Origin of the sequence: Mycolicibacterium chengduense (assembly GCF_033741155.1) — a bacterium.
Classification (GTDB): domain Bacteria; phylum Actinomycetota; class Actinomycetes; order Mycobacteriales; family Mycobacteriaceae; genus Mycobacterium.
This window is the reverse complement of record NZ_JAWQNH010000005.1, coordinates 215,929-232,883: the sequence shown is the minus strand read 5'-3', so window position 1 is coordinate 232,883 and position 16,955 is coordinate 215,929. Positions and strand designations below refer to the sequence as shown.

Sequence of the window (16,955 nt, the reverse complement as noted above, 5' to 3'; positions counted from 1 at the left end):
AGAGGTCGTGACTGACTGGCCGGCACCGTCGACATCCGAACCCGTGAACGCCACCGTGACCGTGCCGGGGTCCAAATCGTTGACCAATCGGGCGCTGATCCTGGCCGCGCTGGCCGCGTCCGGGGGCGAGTCGACCGTGAGCGGCGCGCTGCGCAGCCGGGACACCGACCTGATGATCGGTGCGCTGCAGGCGCTCGGACTGACCGTCACCGGGGACACCGACCTGACCATCGGAGGGTCCATCGCCCCAGCACCCGGAACCCGGATCGACTGCGGGCTGGCCGGCACGGTACTGCGCTTCGTCCCCGCGGTGGCCGCCCTTGGCGCCGAGACGGTGACCTTCGACGGCGACGAGCAGGCGCGTGCCCGGCCCATCGCCCCGCTGCTGAACGGGTTGCGGGACGTCGGGGTGCGCATCGACGGTGACGGCCTGCCGTTCCAGGTGCGCGGACACGGCGGCGCCGACGGCGGTGAGGTGCATATCGATGCCTCCGGGTCGTCCCAGTTCGTCTCCGGGCTGCTGTTGGCCGGTGCGACCTTCCGCGAGGGGTTGACCGTGGTGCACACCGGCACCTCGGTGCCCTCGGCCCCACATATCGGGATGACGGTGACGATGCTGCGCGATGCCGGTGTGGCGGTGGATGATTCGCAGCCCAACCGGTGGCGGGTCGAGCCGGGGACGGTGGCCGCGCGGCACTGGGACATCGAGCCCGACCTGTCCAACTCGGTGCCGTTCCTGGCGGCGGCAGCAGTCACCGGCGGGACCGTGCGCATCGACCACTGGCCGGCGGTGAGTATCCAGCCGGCCGACGTCATCCTCGGCCTATTGTCCCAGCTGGGAGTCGTTGCCGTGCAGAAGGATTCATATCTTGAGGTGCAGGGCGCACCATCCTACGGTGGCATCGACGTGGACCTGCACGATGTCGGTGAATTGGCCCCGTCCATCGCCGCCCTCGCCGCGCTCGCTTCCGAGGGCTCGGTCTCGACCCTGCGCGGTATCGCACATCTGCGGGGGCATGAAACCGACCGGCTGGCCGCGCTGAGCGCCGAGATCAATGGCCTCGGCGGGCAATGCGCCGAGACGCCCGACGGTCTGGTCATCACGGCTGTGCCGCTGCACGGGGGCACCTGGCATTCTTACGCCGACCACCGGATGGCCACCGCGGGGGCGATCATCGGCTTGCGGGTGCCCGGCGTCACGGTGGAAGACATCGGCACGACGGCCAAGACGCTGCCGGACTTTCCCGGCATGTGGACCGAAATGCTGTTGGACGACCGGGGGTAGCGGATTGAGAGCGGCCGACTACGACGAGTCCGATGTCCGGGTACGCCCGGGCAAGGGTTCACGGCCGCGCACCAAGAACCGCCCCGACCATGCCGATGCCGCCGAGGCGATGGTCGTCACGGTGGACCGCGGCCGCTGGGGGTGCGCCCTCGACGGCGACCCGGATCGCCATGTGACCGCGATGCGGGCCAGGGAACTGGGCCGCACGCCGATCGTGGTCGGCGACGAGGTCGGCATCGTCGGCGACCTGTCCGGGCGGGCGGACACGCTGGCACGCATCGTGCGGCGCGCCGAGCGCCGAACGGTGTTGCGCCGCACGGCCGATGACACCGACCCCACCGAACGGGTGGTCGTGGCCAACGCCGATCAGCTGCTCATCGTGGTGGCGCTGGCCGACCCGCCGCCACGTACCGGGTTCGTCGAGCGGGCCCTGATCGCCGCCTATGCGGGTGGACTGGAACCGATCCTGTGTCTCACCAAATCCGATCTCGCGCCGGCCGAACCGTTCGCCGCACAGTTCACCGATCTGGATCTGACGGTGGTGACCGCCGGGCGCGACGACCCGCTGGACGTGGTGGCGCCGATGCTGACCGGCAAGGTGACGGTGCTGCTGGGGCATTCCGGTGTCGGGAAGTCGACGTTGGTGAATCGCCTTGTACCCGAAGCTGATCGGGCAACCGGTGAGGTGACCGGAGTTGGCAAGGGCCGGCACACCTCGACGCAGTCGATAGCCCTGCCGCTGCGAGGGTCCGGCTGGGTGATCGACACCCCGGGTGTGCGGTCGTTCGGGCTGGCGCATATCGCCCCCGACGACGTGGTGCAGGCGTTCTCGGATCTGGCCGAGGCGGTACTGGACTGCCCACGGGGTTGTGGCCATATGGGTCCGCCCGCCGATCCGGAATGCGCCTTGGACGAGCTGACCGGCGCCGCGGCGGCGCGGGTGAGCGCGGCGCGGCGACTGCTGGCGACGCTCAATGAGCCCGCCTACTGAGGCTGCGGGCCTGGTGGTCATCGGCGGCCGGCCGGATCGTCCGCGAAATAGAGAATCCCGCCCTTCGCGCGTGAAGGGCGGGATTCACTATTGGTCCAGACGTCCTAAGCGGCGCGCTTGTCCCGGCGCCACCCTCGCACCGTCGCGATGGCGGTCTTGAGCCCGCGACGCCGTCCGGTGGCGGGATCTTCGACCCCGAAACCTTCCAGCTCGTCGAACATCCGCTCACTGCGGGTCTCCGGCGCGTTGTCGGCGGTGTCGCGCAGATACTTGTTCGGCAGCGACAGCTTCGCGATGGTCCGCCAGGTCTTGGCGTACTGCACCAGGAACGAACCGGTGGTGTAGGGCAGGTCGTACTTCTCGCAGACCGCCTGCACCCGCAGCGACACCTCATAGAGCCGGTTGCTCGGCAGATCCGGGTAGATGTGGTGCTCGATCTGATGGCACAGGTTGCCGCTCATGAAGCGCAGCACCGGACCGTTCTTGAAGTTGGCGCTGCCCAGCATCTGGCGCAGGTACCACTCACCGCGGGTCTCCCCGATCATGTCGGTCTTGGTGAACTTCTCCGCACCGTCCGGGAAGTGGCCGCAGAAGATCACGGCGTTGGCCCAGACGTTACGGATCACGTTGGCCCAGAAGTTGGCTCGCGCGGTCGACTTGTAGGTCGCAGCCGGCGACAACGACGTCAACGCCGGGTAGGCCACATAGTCCTTGAACAGCTGCTGCGCGGACTTGGTGCCGAATTCCTTGAGCCGCATCATGGTGGCCTTGCGGTCGTCACGGCCCTTGGCGATCTTGCCGAGTTCCAGGTGCTGCAGTCCGACGCCCCACTCGAACAACATCGAAAGAGCGGTGTTGTAGAGGAGATTGAAGGCGTTGAACGGCTTCCAGCGCTGGTCTCGGGTGACGCGCAGGAGACCGTAGCCCACATCGTCATCCATGCCCAGGATGTTGGTGTACTTGTGGTGCATGAAGTTGTGGGTGAAGCGCCAGTGCTTGGAGGCGCTGTTCATGTCCCACTCCCACGTCGAGGAGTGAATCTCGGGATCGTTCATCCAATCCCACTGGCCGTGCATGACGTTGTGGCCGATCTCCATGTTCTCGATGATCTTGGCCACGCCCAGGGTCGCTGTCCCGGCCCACCAGGCCGAGCGCCGCGAACTCGCGGCCAGCATCAGCCGGCCCGTCACCTCGAGGGCGCGTTGGGCGGCAATGGTGCGGCGGATATAGCGCGCGTCGCGCTCGCCGCGGGAGTCCTCGATATCCTGCCGGATGGTGTCGAGCTCGACAGCAAGGCTCTCGATATCAGCTTCGGTCAAGTGCGCGAACGCCGGCACATCGGTAATAGCCACTGGTCAACCCTCCTTTCCGTTTCCTACTCTAGCGTAACCTACGCTACCGTAGGTTAGCTCCGGGTAAACAGTTATGCGTCCAGCACACAATCGCCGGACGCCGCCGAGACACACGTCTGCACGCGCGTCCCCGGCTCGTGTTCGACGCCCGTGCGCAGGTCGCGCACGTGGCCGTCCAACAGACTCACGACACAGGACTGGCAAATGCCCATTCGGCAGCCGAACGGCATCCGCACCCCGGCACCCTCGCCGGCCTCCATCAACGATGTCGCGGCGTCGGCCTGCACGGTCTTACCGCTGCGCTCGAAGGTCACCGCACCGCCGGTTCCGTGCGGCGCGGCCCGCGATACCGCGAACCGTTCCAGATGCAGCTTCTCGCCCAATCCGGCTGCGGTCCAAATCCGTTCGGCATCGTCGAGCATGCCCTCCGGGCCGCATGCCCACACCTGACGGTCGCGCCAGTCGGGCACCACCTCGGCCAACCGGAGCAGATCCAGCCGCCCCTGCGTCCGAGTGGTGCGCACGATCAGCTGGTAGCTCGGATACGTCTCGTGCAGGGCGGCCAATTCGGTCGCGAACAGCACGTCGGCCTCGGTGGGGGCCGAATGCACGTGGACGATATCGGTGATCTGGTCGTGCCGGGCCAGCGTGCGCAGCATCGACATGACCGGGGTGATCCCGGAGCCTGCGGTCAGGAACAGCACCTGGGCCGGCGCCGGATCGGGCATCACGAAATTGCCCTGCGGTGCGGCCAGTCGGACGATGGTGCCCGGCTTGACGCCCTCCACCAGGTGGGTGGACAGGAACCCCTCGGGCATGGCCTTGACGGTGATGCTGATGGTGGCACGCCGCCCACTGCCGGTCACCGCCGGCGAGGTCAGCGAGTAGGACCGCCAGCGCCAGCGTCCGTCGATCGGCAGCCCGATGCCGATGTACTGGCCGGGCTCGTAGTCGAAGGTGAAGCCCCACCCCGGCTTGATCACCAAGGTCGCCGAATCCGATGTCTCGCGCCGGACCTCGACGACCTTGCCGCGCAACTCGCGCGCCGACCACAGCGGGTTGGCCAGTTTCAGATAATCATCGGGCAGCAACGGAGTGGTGATCCGCTGCGCGATGGCGCGCAGCGTCTTCCAGTGCGCCGGCCCCGGAATCGAGGGGCGGACCGTATCGGCAACATTGGCCGTGTTCTTGACGGTGCTCTTCGCCACGAAACCTACGGTACCGTAACCTACGGTGCCGTATCTAGTACTCGGCGGTAACTTATTCCTGTGAATGACCCGACAGCGTCACAGCAGTTCGAGTAGGAACGGCAGCTCCTGGGGCGCGTACCAGGCCAAATCGTGGTCCTGCGCATCCCCGACGGTGAGCTCGGCATCCTCGTCGCCGAGGTCAGCGGCGTCGATCACCTCGACGGCCGCCAGTACCGCCTCCTCCGCTGCCGCGTTGTCGACGTAGACGGCCACGATGTGGTCGTAACCGATCGGGCCCGCCAGCCGCACCACGGCGTCGTCCAGGTCGGGCCGCACCGCGACATCCTCGGCGTCGGCCACCACCACGACGCGGCGCGGCGGCAGGTCACCGAGGCCACCGCCCAGCAATCTCAGCGACGCCAGCGCCGCCTCCCCCAGCGCCACCTCGGCCAGCTCCTCGTCATCCCCGTGCGCGTATGCCTCACGCAGGGCCGGGGTGACCGCGAACGCCGTTCCGCTGCGGGCGTGGATGACCCGATCGGCGATCAACTGTTGCAGCATCGCCAGCGTGGCCGGTACATACACGCGCATCAACGGGCCGCCTCCAACAACTCGTCCAAGGATTCTCGCAACAACGACGGAAACACGTCCACGTCACTCATGGCGTCGCGGTCGGCGTTGATGCCGAAGTACAGCATGCCGTTGTAGGACGTCACGCCGATCGCCAGCACCTGATTGGTCAGCAGCGGGGGCACCGCATACGTCTCCAAAAGTTTGGTGCCCGCGATGTACATCTGCTTCTGGGCACCCGGCACGTTGGTGATGAGCAGGTTGAACTGGCGCGCGGAGAAGCTGGTGGCCACGCGGATACCCATGGCGTGCAAGGTGGGCGGCGCGAACCCGGACAGCGTCACGATGGTGCGCGCGTCGACCAGGCTGACCGCGGTGGAATGCGACTCGGTGGCATGGGCGATCTGGGACAGCCGGACCACCGCGTTGCCCTCCCCGATCGGCAGGTCGACCAGGAACGGGGACACCTCGCTGATGGCCTGGCCAGGTCCCGTCGAATCGATCTCGGCGTCCGGGTAGACCGAATTCGGCGCCATCGCGCGCACCGTCGAGGTGGCCGTCACCGGCTCGCCCCGGGACAGCAACCAGTTCCGCAAGGCGCCGGCGACCACCGCGAGCACCACATCGTTGACATCGCACTCGTAGCGCGCCCGCAGCGCCCGGTAGTCGTCGAGCTGGTGCCCGGCGACGGTGAAGCGGCGGTTGCGCGAGACGGTGGTGTTCAGCGGACTGCTCGGCGCGGTGCCCCGGGCCACTGTCTTGGCGACCTCGGCGACGCGGCGGCCGGCGTCGACGAGCGCGCCGGCGTTGGTGGCCATCTCGGTGACCGTCGCCCGCAGCGCGGCCAGCTGGGCGGTGGGTCGGGCAATCCACTCACCCAGCGCCCCCAACAGCAGCGCGGTGTCGCTCGGTTCGCGGGCCGGGATCCAGATGTCCTCGCCGAATTCGGGCGGCTTCTGAGTGCGGTCGGCGATCACATGACCGATCTCCACCGCGGACATCCCGTTGACCAGGGCCTGATGGGACTTGGTGTAGATGGCGATCCGATTGTTGGTCAGTCCCTCGACGATGTACATCTCCCACAGGGGCCTGGTCTTGTCCAGCGGCCGCGACCCCAGCCGGGCAACCAGGTCGTGCAGTTGGGCGTCGCTGCCCGGGGACGGCAGCGCCGAACGCCGGATGTGATAGGTGATGTCGAAGTCGCGGTCGTCGATCCACACCGGCCGGGCCAGGCCGAAACTGACCTCGCGCACCTTCTGCCGGTAGCGCGGGATCTGCGGCAGCCGGCGCTCCACGGTTTCCAGCACCGACTCGTAGCTCAGCCCGGCACGCGGTTTGCGCACGATGGACAGCGATCCCACGTACATCGGGGTGGCCGTGTTCTCCAGGTGGAAGAACGCCGCATCCGATGCCGACAACCTGGTCACCATCGCGGCGTGGCCCCTCCCTGGTCCGGTCACGTGGGCGTCCACGCGATCGCACGAATGACCGTCAACTTAGCGGCAATCCCCCTGGGGGCGCATCACAGGTGCGTACGGGCCCCACACGACCGTGCGATCATCGATATGGCTGAGCCTCTCCAGCAATGTCCTGTCCGTGCCGTTTGGCTGGAATCGCCTTGGAGAGACTCACTGTGACCACCCTTCCGCACCCCGCCGCCGAACCGCGCCCGTCGTGTGTGACGAGGCCGATCATCGACTGCGAGCCGCCGCCGGTCGGGCCGGTCGCCTACCCGCCCCCGGCCCTGGTGCTGCGCAGAAGATCCACCCCGCATGGGAGGTTCGCCCCGTGCAGAGAGCAGCGAGCCGAGCCGGTGCCGGCACCGGTGGGGGCATTCGCCGACGCGGCGCTACGCCGCGTGCTCGAGGTGATCGATCGACGGCGCCCGGCCGCCCAATTGCGCGGGTTGCTGGCGCCGGCGCTGCTGGACGCGACGGTGGCGCTGGCCCGAACACCCCACACCGACGGCACCGCGGTGCTGCGCCGGGTGGGACTGCGCCGCGCGGCCGAATGCGGTCCCGAGGGCGTCGAGGCCGCCGAGGTGTTCGCCAGCTACACCCGCGGGACGCGGGTGCGAGCCATCGCGGCACGCATCGAACTGGTCGCCGGTCGCTGGCAGGTGGTGGCGCTGCAGGTGGGCTAGCGCCGCTTGGACTGGCGGGCCTGCTGACGGGCCGCCTCCCGGCGCTCCTTACGGCTGCCCGGCTCGGGTGCGGCATGGCGGCCACCCGATGACCGTTGCACCTCGGCGGAGCCATCCTCGGCCGGCCCGGAGTACGTCAGCGCCGGGGCCCGGTCACCATCCTGGATGCCCTTGGCCTGTACCCCTGCCGGGCGCTCCTGGGTGGCCACCTGCCCCTGCTCCTGCGCCGCGGCGGCCGCGAACTCCGCGAGCCCCTGTGCCATCGGCGCGGCCTGGGGAGCCGGCGCGGGCGGCGCCGCCTCGACAGCCACGTTGAACAGGAATCCGACCGACTCTTCCTTCAGCCCGTCCAGCATGGCGACGAACATGTCGTAACCCTCGCGCTGGTACTCCACCAACGGGTCACGCTGAGCCATCGCGCGCAGGCCGATGCCCTCCTTGAGGTAGTCCATCTCGTAGAGGTGCTCGCGCCACTTACGGTCGATCACGTTGAGCAGCACGTTGCGCTCCAGCTGCCGCATCGCGCCTTCACCGCCGATGGCGTCGATCTGCTTCTCGCGCTCGGCGTAAGCCCGCTCGGCATCCTCGATCAACGCACCCAGCAGTTCGTCGCGGGTCAGCTCGCCGGGCTCGCCGACGGCATCGGAATCCAGCAGGTCGTGATGATCGATACCCACCGGGTAGAGGGTCTTGAGCGCCTCCCACAGCTTCTCCAGATCCCAGTCCTCGGCGTAGCCCTCGCCGGTGGCGCCGTCGACATAGGCGGTGATGACATCCACCATCATGTCGTGGGCCTGCTTCTGCAGGTTCTCGCCCTCCAGGATCATCCGGCGTTCTTTGTAGATGACCTTGCGCTGCTGGTTCATCACCTCGTCGTACTTGAGGACGTTCTTGCGGACCTCGAAGTTCTGCTGCTCGACCTGGGTCTGTGCGCTCTTGATGGCCCGGGTCACCATCTTCGCCTCGATGGGAACGTCGTCGGGCAGGTTCAACCGGGTCAGCAGGGTTTCCAGGGTGGCCCCGTTGAACCGGCGCATGAGTTCGTCGCCGAGTGACAGGTAGAACCGCGACTCGCCCGGGTCACCCTGCCGGCCGGAGCGGCCACGCAGCTGGTTGTCGATACGCCGCGACTCGTGCCGCTCGGTGCCCAGCACGTACAGACCGCCGACCGCGATCACTTCTTCGGCCTCGGCCTTGGCCTCGGTCTTGATCGCCTTGACGGTGGCATCCCACGCGGCGTTGTAGTCCTCCGGCGTCTCGACCGGGTCCAGGCCCTGATCGCGCAGCCGCTTGTCGGCCAGGAACTCGACGTTGCCGCCGAGCACGATGTCGGTACCACGCCCGGCCATGTTGGTGGCCACCGTGATGGCTCCCCGGCGGCCGGCCTCGGCGATGATGTTCGCCTCCTGCTCGTGGTACTTGGCGTTGAGCACGTTGTGCGGGATGCGCCGCTTGGTGAACTGCCGCGACAGGTATTCGGAACGCTCGACCGACGTGGTGCCGATCAGGACCGGCTGGCCCTTCTCGTAGCGTTCGACGACGTCGTCGACCACCGCGATGTACTTGGCCTCTTCGGTCTTGTAGATCAGGTCGGAGGCGTCCACCCGGACCATCGGCCGGTTGGTCGGGATGGCCACCACACCCAGGCCGTAGATCTCGTGCAACTCGGCCGCCTCTGTCTCGGCGGTACCGGTCATGCCGGAGAGCTTGTCGTAGAGCCGGAAGTAGTTCTGCAGGGTGATGGTGGCCAAGGTCTGGTTCTCGGCCTTGATCTCCACATGCTCCTTGGCCTCGATCGCCTGGTGCATGCCCTCGTTGTAGCGGCGGCCGATCAGCACACGGCCGGTGAACTCGTCGACGATGAGCACCTCGCCGTTGCGGACGATGTACTCCTTGTCGCGCTCGAACAGCTCCTTGGCCTTGAGCGCGTTGTTCAGGTAGCTGACCAGCGGCGAGTTGGCGGCCTCGTACAGGTTGTCGATGCCCAGCTGGTCCTCGACGAACTCGACGCCGATCTCGTGCACACCGATGGTGCGCTTCTTGAGGTCCACCTCGTAGTGGACGTCCTTCTTCATCAGCGGGGCCAGTCGGGCGAACTCGGCATACCAGTGCGACGCACCGTCGGCCGGCCCGGAGATGATCAGCGGGGTCCTGGCCTCGTCGATGAGGATCGAGTCGACCTCGTCGACGATGGCGAAGTTGTGGCCGCGCTGCACCATCTCGGCGACCGAATGCGCCATGTTGTCGCGCAGGTAGTCGAAGCCGAACTCGTTGTTGGTGCCGTAGGTGATGTCGGCCGCGTACGCCGTCCGCCGTTCGTCGGGGGTCAGGCCGGACAGGATGACCCCGACATCCAGCCCCAGGAAACGGTGCACGCGGCCCATCTGCTCGGCATCGCGTTTGGCCAGGTAGTCGTTGACGGTGACGATGTGCACACCCTTGCCGCCCAGCGCGTTCAGGTAGGCGGGCAGGATGGCGGTGAGGGTCTTGCCCTCACCGGTCTTCATCTCGGCGACGTTGCCGAAGTGCAGTGCCGCACCGCCCATCACCTGGACGTCGAAGTGGCGCTGGCCCAGCACCCGCCAGGCCGCCTCGCGGGCGACGGCAAACGCCTCGGGCAGCAGATCGTCGAGCTCGGTTCCGTCGGCGACCCGCTTGCGGAACTCGTCGGTTTTGGCACGGAGTTCGGCGTCGGTCAGCTTCTCCACGTCATCGGACAAGGTGTTCACATAGTCAGCGACCTTTTTCAGGCGCTTGACCATGCGGCCTTCACCGAGACGGAGCAACTTTTCCAGCACGCTATTTCCTCTTCGGGTGGATTGACATCTCAGCTGTTGACTGCGGTCCATCGTAGGTGACCGCCGTCAGCTGCCCCGCGAGATGCAACCCGAAAGACGCAACGAGCCCCCGGCTGCGCGCCGGGGGCTCGTGCTCGGGCCAGCTGCTCAGGCCAGCCTGATGAGGCCGTAGTCATAGGCGTGCCGGCGATAGACCACCGACGGCCGGTCGGATTCCTTGTCGTGGAACAGGAAGAAATCGTGACCGACGAGCTCCATCTCGTAGAGCGCGTCGTCGACGGTCATCGGGGTGGCCTGGTGCTCCTTGGTGCGCACGATCCGGCCGGGTTCATGATCGTCGACGGCCGCCTCGCTGGGTGCCGGCTCGGGCGCGCTGGGCAGCTCCTGTTGCGGGAGCACCGCGGTGGCCTCGTGCAGCGAGACGGGCCTCTTGTCGCCGTAGTGGATCTTGCGCCGGTCCTTGCTGCGACGTAACCGATTCTCGAGTTTGCAGACCGCGGATTCCAGCGCGGCGTAGAAGCTGTCCGCACAGGCCTCGCCCCGCACGACGGGGCCACGGCCCCGCGCGGTGATCTCCACGTGCTGACAATTCTTGCGCTGGCGCCGGTTCTTCTCGTGGTCGAGTTCGACATCGAACAGGTAGATGGTCTTGTCGAAGCGCTCCAACCGAGCCAGCTTCTCGGAGACGTATATCCGGAAGTGGTCGGGAACCTCGACGTTACGGCCCTTGACGACGACGTCGGCGTTGGTGACCGGTGGCGCGTCATCTTCGTCGATAACCATGGTGTTGCGATCGGTTTGCACGGATTGGGTTGACATACTTGACAACTCGTTTCTCCTGCGGTGTCGCACGCGCACGGCGTGCCCGGACTCTCAAAGAAACGCGTCGACGGAGCAGTGCAGAAGCGGCGCCCGCCGGCGCAAGGTGTCGACTACTCACCTCCTACCGCTTCTTGGCAGCCGCTCGGTTTCATGGGCGCCCGTGAGGGGTGCCGCCGTGAAACCTTCACGGGTGGTTGGCCCCAACGTAGTCCGTGTTCACCTGACTGTGCCACTAATTTCGCAGACCTGTTTTGAGTTCTTCATCTCGCGGCAATCGACGCCCCCGTCATCGCCGGTCGTCACGCGTTGGCGATTGCCAGCACGGCCTGCACCGACACGCCGCAGGCCTGCAGCGCGGCCACCGAAGCACAGGCGGTGGCCCCGGTGGTCACCACATCGTCGAGCAGGATGACGGGCACCGTCGGCGCGTCGTGCACCCGGACCCGGCCGGCTAGATTGCGCTGCCGGTCCGCACTCGACAGGCCCACCGAGTCCCTGGCGAAGCCCGTCAGCCGCAGCGACCGCGTCACGGTGACCCCGGGCAGCCCACCGGTCGCCGCCCGGGCCACCCGGCCGACCGGGTCACCCCCGCGTCGACGCGCGGCGGTCCACCGGGTGGGTGCCGGTACGACGGTCACGGGCGTGTCCAGCAGCCCCCAGGTCAGCAGCTGCGTCAGTCCGGTGTGCACCGCCAGCGCCAACGGCGCGATCAGGTCGGCACGGCCGTGTTCCTTGACCGCGACGATGGCCCGTCTGCGCGAGGCCGCGTAGCGCCCCAGCGACAGCACCGGCACACCCGGATCGAGCCGGGGTGTCACGATGCGCGGTTCGGCGGCCTTGGCCCGCAGCTCGGAATCGCATACCGCGCACCAGCGCGTACCGGGCGCGGCGCAACCACCGCATTCCACGGGCAGCACCAGGTCGAGCAGCATGGGTTCAGTGTGACCCTGGCCTCCGACAGGTGACCGCGGTCGTCAGCCGGGCAGCACGGGCACGGCACCGGGGACCATCAGCGGGCGCACCTCCGACCAGTTGAGGTCGTTCTCGGCCGCCGAGCCCGACAGCTGCAGCACCCCGCGCTGGTCGGCGACGTACACCGTGGACGGGTTGGCCGCCACGGTGGTCACCGGCGCGACCAGGTTCTGCGCCGGCCCGTCGGAGTTCACGCCGTCGAGGTTCACATAGGACACCGGATGGGCCGTATCGGTGCGGGTGACCACGATGTCGTCACCGGTGCGCCAGGACAACGACACCGCGGTGTCGCCCAGCCCGAAGCCCAGCCGGCGGGGATAGGTCAGGGCGTACTGCCCACCGGGGGTCTGTTCGACCCCGGCCAGGATCACCTGGCCGTTGATCACCATGGCCGCGCGGGTGCCGTCGCGGGACAGCTGCAGTTCGGAGATGGGCCCGGAGAACTTCGTCGCGACCGCCGTCGAGTCCACGGGGATGCGGGCAGGCTGACCCGAGGCCGCCTCCTGCAGGACACGCACCACGTTGTTGCCATCGACGACGATCCAGATGGCGTCGTCGAGCGACCAGGTGGGGCGGGTCAGGGTGCGGCCGTCGATGGCCTGGCCGGTGTTGCCGCCGAGCGGCCCGATCCACAGCGACGAGGACATGTCGGGGGCGCCGGGCCGCAACACCACCACGGTCGCGGCTTCCTGGCCGCTGCGTGACAGCGCGGCCGACACCTGTCCGGGCGTCTGGCCGAAGGCACCCGGTACCCGGGGCGCGTTCTGGCCGTCCAGGGACACCATCGACCCGCCGATCAGGGCGTGCAGGCCGGCGGCCGCTCCGTCGGAAGCGCCGGGGTCGCTGGCCGCCACGTCGGCGGTGTCCCAACCGTCGGCGAACCGGTCGTCGAGGGCCGCACCGTCGGCGTTGATCACGTACGGACCGTTGATCCCGGCCCGGTTCAGCGTCCAGATGATCTGTGCGGCAAGGAGTTGCCTGGTGTGCGGATCCGTGGTGGACAGGTTTTCCATGTCGATCCGGGCGCCGCCGTAACCACGCCCCACCCCCGTCTTGCCGCCGTCGGCACGCGTCACCGGGCCGCGCAGGCGCAGCGGGGCGGCCAGCAGGTTGCGTACCGTGCGGGCCATCTCCGGGCGCGGGCCGGTGATCAGTTTGGTGACCAGTTCGGTGGCCAGCTGGTCGGGGTCGGCGACCGCGACATAGCGCGGGTCGGGCACCACCGTCTTGCCGGTGGGATCCGAGAAGTACAGCGTGCTGCGCTTGTAGGTCTGTTGGAACTGCTGCCAGTCCAGGAACACCCCGTTGGGCAGCTTGTCGATTCGCCAGCCGCCCGGGGTCTTCACCAGTTCGATGGGTCCAGGGTCGGGCAGCGCGCCCTCGGCGGTCTCGAACACCCCGATATCGGACAGCGAACCGAGGATGTCGGCCCGCATATTCACCGAAACACGGTCGGGGCCACGGGTTTCGACGAAGACCACGCGGTCGATCAGCAGGGCGCTGCCGGCGTCGTCCCAACCGCGCGACGCCGATTCGGTGAGGAACTGCCGGGCCGCCAGGTGCCGGTTCGCGGGATCGGCGGTGGCTTTGAGGAATTCACGCAACAGGACATCGGGGTCCATGCCCGGGGTCGGGGTGGGCAGGCTGGGTGGTGCGGCCCGCTCGACGGTGCCGATCGCTTGCGGGGACGACGAGCTCGGCACACCGGCACAGCCGGACACGGCCAGCGCCGCGGCACACAGCACGGCCAGTAGTCGGCGCGTCACACGCCCTCCCCCGCCGGTTCGCGTTCCCGGCGCGGTGCGCCCGCTTGGTCGACGGGTTTGAGGGGCAACGGGCTGGTGGTGACCTTGTGGCCGCGGACCAGCGGCAGGGTGAGCCGGAAGCAGGCACCCTTGCCGGGTTCGCCCCACGCCTCCAGCCGGCCCTGGTGCAGCCGGGCGTCCTCGATGCTGATGGCCAGGCCCAAACCCGTTCCGCCGGAGCGTCGTACCCGCGAAGGGTCCGAGCGCCAGAACCGGCTGAAGACAAGCTTCTCCTCACCGGGGCGTAGGCCCACACCGAAGTCGCGGACGGTGACGGCGACGGTATCCTCGTCGGCGGCCATCCGGATGTGTACCGGTTTACGCTCAGCATGGTCGATGGCATTGGCGATCAGATTGCGCAGAATGCGTTCCACCCGGCGGGGATCCACCTCGGCGATCACCCCGGTCAACGGCATGTCGACGTCCAACTCGACGGCGGCGTCGGCGGCCAGATGCCCGACGTTGTCGAGTGCGCTCTGCACCACCGAGCGCAGATCCACCGCCTCCACCGCCAATTCGGCGACACCGGCGTCGTGCCGGGAGATCTCCAGCAGGTCGGCCAGCAGGGTCTCGAACCGGTCCAATTCGTTGACCATCAGCTCGGTCGAGCGGCGCAGCGCAGGGTCCAGGTCCTCGCTGTGGTCGTAGATCAGGTCGGCGGCCATCCGCACCGTCGTCAGCGGCGTGCGCAGCTCATGGCTGACGTCGGAGGTGAAGCGGCGCTGCAGATTACCGAACTCCTCGAGGTTGGTGATCTGGCGCTGCAGGCTTTCGGCCATATCGTTGAACGACACTGCCAGCCGCGCCATGTCGTCCTCGCCGCGCACCGGCATACGTTCGGACAGATGGCCTTCGGCGAACCGCTCGGCGATCCGCGATGCCGAGCGCACCGGCAGCACGATCTGGCGGGCCACCAGCAGCGCGATGGCCGCCAGCAGACCGAGCAGCACGATGCCACCGGTGGCCATGGTGCCACGCACCAGCGCGATCGTGGATTCCTCATTCGTCAGCGGAAAGATCAGGTACAGCTCAAGATTGGGGACCGACGACGAGGTGGGGCTGCCGACGATGAGCGCAGGCCCGGAGAAGCCGTCGGTGTGCGCAGTGGCGTACTGATAGCTGACCTGGCCGGCCTTGACGAAATCGCGCAGTTCCTTGGGGATCTGCTGCACCGGACCGGCTGCGGTGGCCGCGCGCGGCCCGTCGCCGGGCACCACGAGCACCGCATCGAAGGCACCGGCCAGCCCGGCACCGGTGTCGACCTTGCGGTCGATCAGGGTGTTACGCGCCAGCTGCAGGCTGGAGTCGAGTGAACGCGTCTCCTCACCGCCGACGATGCCGCTGACGGTGTTGCGGGCCCGTTCGATCTGCTCGGTGGCGGCCCGCACCTTGACTTCCAGGATGCGGTCGGTGATCTGGCTGGTGAGTACGAAACCGAGCACCATGATGACGGCAAGGGACAACCCCAGGGTCAGGCTCACCACGCGCAATTGCAGGGAGCGTCGCCACGCGAAACCGATTGCCCTGCCGAGGGCACCCAGCCCGCGTACCACCGGACCGGAGCCGCGGAAGCGGCTGCGGACTCGACGCCGCGAGCCGAAGATCACTGGAACTGCCGACCGATCACGACGTCGGCGAGCCGACCGATCACGGCGGTCCGGCCTTGTATCCCACTCCTCGAACGGTCAGCACCACCTGCGGGTTCTCCGGGTCGGTCTCGACCTTGGCCCGCAACCGCTGGACATGCACGTTCACCAAACGGGTGTCGGCGGGGTGACGGTATCCCCACACCTGTTCGAGCAGCACATCACGAGTAAACACCTGCCGCGGTTTGCGTGCCAACGCCACCAGCAGGTCGAACTCCAGGGGCGTCAGCGAAATCTGTTCCCCGGCACGGGTCACCTTGTGCGCGGGCACATCGATGTCGATATCGGCGATGGACAGCATCTCGGCGGGCTCGTCGTCGTTGCGACGCAGCCGGGCCCGGACGCGAGCCACCAACTCCTTTGGCTTGAACGGCTTCATCACATAGTCGTCGGCACCGGACTCCAGACCCAGCACCACGTCGACGGTGTCGGTCTTGGCCGTCAGCATGACGATGGGCACGCCCGAGTCGGCGCGCAACACCCGGCACACGTCGATACCGTTCATGCCGGGCAGCATCAGGTCGAGTAGCACCAGATCGGGGCGCAGCTCTCGCACCGCGGTGAGCGCCTGGGTGCCGTCACCGATGACGGCGGTGTCGAAACCCTCCCCACGCAGCACGATGGTGAGCATCTCGGCCAGGGAGGGGTCGTCGTCCACGACCAGGATCCGTTGCCTCATGGGACACCATGGTGTCACCAAACCGTGACAAACCGCCGGTGCCACACCGCGACGGATGTGGACCTAAACCAGAAGCGTGTCCGCCAGCTCCGCGGGAACCACGTCCGGGGCGACCGCCACCCACCGGCCGGCCCAGTCGGCGGCGGCCAATGCGCGGTACACCGCACCGGTGCGGCGCTGCAGCCCGCCATCGCGTTCGTAGGCATCACGGGCCCGGTCGGACTCTTGCGCGGCGCGGGACACGGCCCGCTGCTCGGCCAGCTCCACCGGAACGTCGAGCAGCACCTGCCAGTCGGGGCCGGGCAGTTCGAACCGGCCGAATTCGAGGTCGTGCACCCACCGCACCACGTCGCCGTCGGCATCTTGATGCAACCGCGCGGCACTGTAGGCGGCATTGGACGCGACGTAACGATCCAGGATGAGGACGTCGTGTGTGTCGACGCGGCGCAGGATCTCGTCGCGGGCTCCGGCGCGGTCGAGTGCGAACAGCGTCGCCATCGCATACACCGAATCGGCCAGATCGCCGTGGCCGCCGTGCAGCGCCTCGGCCGCCAGGTCGGCGTGCACCGATTCGCCGTAGCGGGGGAAGGCCAGCGTGGTCACCGATTTGCCGCGGGCCTCGAACCCGGCCCGCAGGCCTTCGGTCAGGGTGCGTTTGCCCGCGCCGTCCAGGCCTTCGATGACGATCAGCACCGGGCGAGC

The 16,955-nt window shown here is 68.0% G+C and carries 14 protein-coding genes; 3 read left to right on the top strand and 11 right to left on the bottom strand.

What is annotated here, in order from left to right; all coding sequences use genetic code 11:
• The first annotated feature begins 7 nt into the window (after positions 1–7).
• On the top strand, positions 8–1,285 hold the full coding sequence (gene aroA, locus SBI67_RS19650; RefSeq protein WP_413232532.1) for a 3-phosphoshikimate 1-carboxyvinyltransferase: 1,278 nt from the start codon (positions 8–10) through the stop codon (positions 1,283–1,285).
• Positions 1,286–1,289: 4 nt separating this feature from the next.
• The gene (gene rsgA / locus SBI67_RS19645; RefSeq protein ID WP_318982176.1) at positions 1,290–2,276 is read left to right on the top strand and encodes a ribosome small subunit-dependent GTPase A; all 987 of its coding nucleotides are present in this window, start codon (positions 1,290–1,292) and stop codon (positions 2,274–2,276) included.
• 104 nt (positions 2,277–2,380) lie between these two features.
• Here the strand turns inward: rsgA and SBI67_RS19640 are convergent, their stop codons facing one another.
• The 4 genes from SBI67_RS19640 to SBI67_RS19625 all read right to left on the bottom strand — a co-directional run bounded on the left by SBI67_RS19640 (position 2,381) and on the right by SBI67_RS19625 (position 6,818).
• Positions 2,381–3,628: a fatty acid desaturase family protein gene (locus SBI67_RS19640; RefSeq protein WP_318982175.1), complete on the bottom strand. Its 1,248-nt coding sequence runs from the start codon at positions 3,626–3,628 to the stop codon at positions 2,381–2,383.
• A 71-nt stretch (positions 3,629–3,699) separates the two neighbouring features.
• Complete coding sequence (locus SBI67_RS19635) at positions 3,700–4,836, bottom strand: ferredoxin reductase (protein WP_318982174.1); 1,137 nt, start codon at positions 4,834–4,836, stop codon at positions 3,700–3,702.
• A gap of 78 nt (positions 4,837–4,914) precedes the next feature.
• Positions 4,915–5,409, bottom strand: coding sequence for a DUF6912 family protein (locus SBI67_RS19630; protein ID WP_318982173.1), 495 nt, complete (start codon positions 5,407–5,409; stop codon positions 4,915–4,917).
• Entirely contained in the window at positions 5,409–6,818 is a 1,410-nt protein-coding gene (locus SBI67_RS19625) for a WS/DGAT/MGAT family O-acyltransferase (RefSeq protein ID WP_318982172.1), read from the bottom strand. Before SBI67_RS19625 ends, SBI67_RS19630 begins: the two co-directional genes overlap by 1 nt.
• A gap of 203 nt (positions 6,819–7,021) precedes the next feature.
• On the opposite strand from SBI67_RS19625, the gene SBI67_RS19620 reads away from it, so the two are divergent.
• The gene (locus tag SBI67_RS19620) at positions 7,022–7,531 is read left to right on the top strand and encodes an Rv3235 family protein (RefSeq protein ID WP_318982171.1); all 510 of its coding nucleotides are present in this window, start codon (positions 7,022–7,024) and stop codon (positions 7,529–7,531) included.
• Here the strand turns inward: SBI67_RS19620 and secA are convergent.
• The 7 genes from secA to SBI67_RS19585 all read right to left on the bottom strand — a co-directional run bounded on the left by secA (position 7,528) and on the right by SBI67_RS19585 (position 16,946).
• Positions 7,528–10,329, bottom strand: a complete 2,802-nt coding sequence (gene secA, locus SBI67_RS19615) for a preprotein translocase subunit SecA (RefSeq protein WP_318982170.1) — start codon at positions 10,327–10,329, stop codon at positions 7,528–7,530. The genes SBI67_RS19620 and secA overlap by 4 nt on opposite strands.
• Positions 10,330–10,476: 147 nt before the next feature.
• Complete coding sequence (hpf, locus tag SBI67_RS19610) at positions 10,477–11,148, bottom strand: ribosome hibernation-promoting factor, HPF/YfiA family (RefSeq protein WP_318982169.1); 672 nt, start codon at positions 11,146–11,148, stop codon at positions 10,477–10,479.
• A 302-nt stretch (positions 11,149–11,450) separates the two neighbouring features.
• Positions 11,451–12,080 carry a ComF family protein gene (locus SBI67_RS19605; protein WP_318982582.1) on the bottom strand — a complete coding sequence of 210 codons (630 nt, stop codon included), beginning with the start codon at positions 12,078–12,080 and terminating at the stop codon, positions 11,451–11,453.
• A gap of 45 nt (positions 12,081–12,125) precedes the next feature.
• Positions 12,126–13,889, bottom strand: coding sequence for an MtrAB system accessory lipoprotein LpqB (gene lpqB, locus SBI67_RS19600; protein WP_318982168.1), 1,764 nt, complete (start codon positions 13,887–13,889; stop codon positions 12,126–12,128).
• Entirely contained in the window at positions 13,886–15,535 is a 1,650-nt protein-coding gene (gene mtrB / locus SBI67_RS19595; protein WP_318982167.1) for an MtrAB system histidine kinase MtrB, read from the bottom strand. Before mtrB ends, lpqB begins: the two co-directional genes overlap by 4 nt.
• A 40-nt stretch (positions 15,536–15,575) precedes the next feature.
• On the bottom strand, positions 15,576–16,253 hold the full coding sequence (gene mtrA / locus SBI67_RS19590) for a two-component system response regulator MtrA (RefSeq protein WP_036402163.1): 678 nt from the start codon (positions 16,251–16,253) through the stop codon (positions 15,576–15,578).
• Between the two features lie 63 nt (positions 16,254–16,316).
• Positions 16,317–16,946: a dTMP kinase gene (locus SBI67_RS19585; protein WP_318982166.1), complete on the bottom strand. Its 630-nt coding sequence runs from the start codon at positions 16,944–16,946 to the stop codon at positions 16,317–16,319.
• Positions 16,947–16,955 lie beyond the last annotated feature (9 nt).

Coding starts and splice junctions, on each gene's coding strand:
- SBI67_RS19630 (WP_318982173.1), bottom strand. CDS start 5,409: ATGCGCGTGTATGTACCGGCCACGCTGGCGATGCTGCAACAGTTGATC.
- SBI67_RS19625 (WP_318982172.1), bottom strand. CDS start 6,818: ATGGTGACCAGGTTGTCGGCATCGGATGCGGCGTTCTTCCACCTGGAG.
- hpf (WP_318982169.1), bottom strand. CDS start 11,148: ATGTCAACCCAATCCGTGCAAACCGATCGCAACACCATGGTTATCGAC.
- mtrA (WP_036402163.1), bottom strand. CDS start 16,253: ATGAGGCAACGGATCCTGGTCGTGGACGACGACCCCTCCCTGGCCGAG.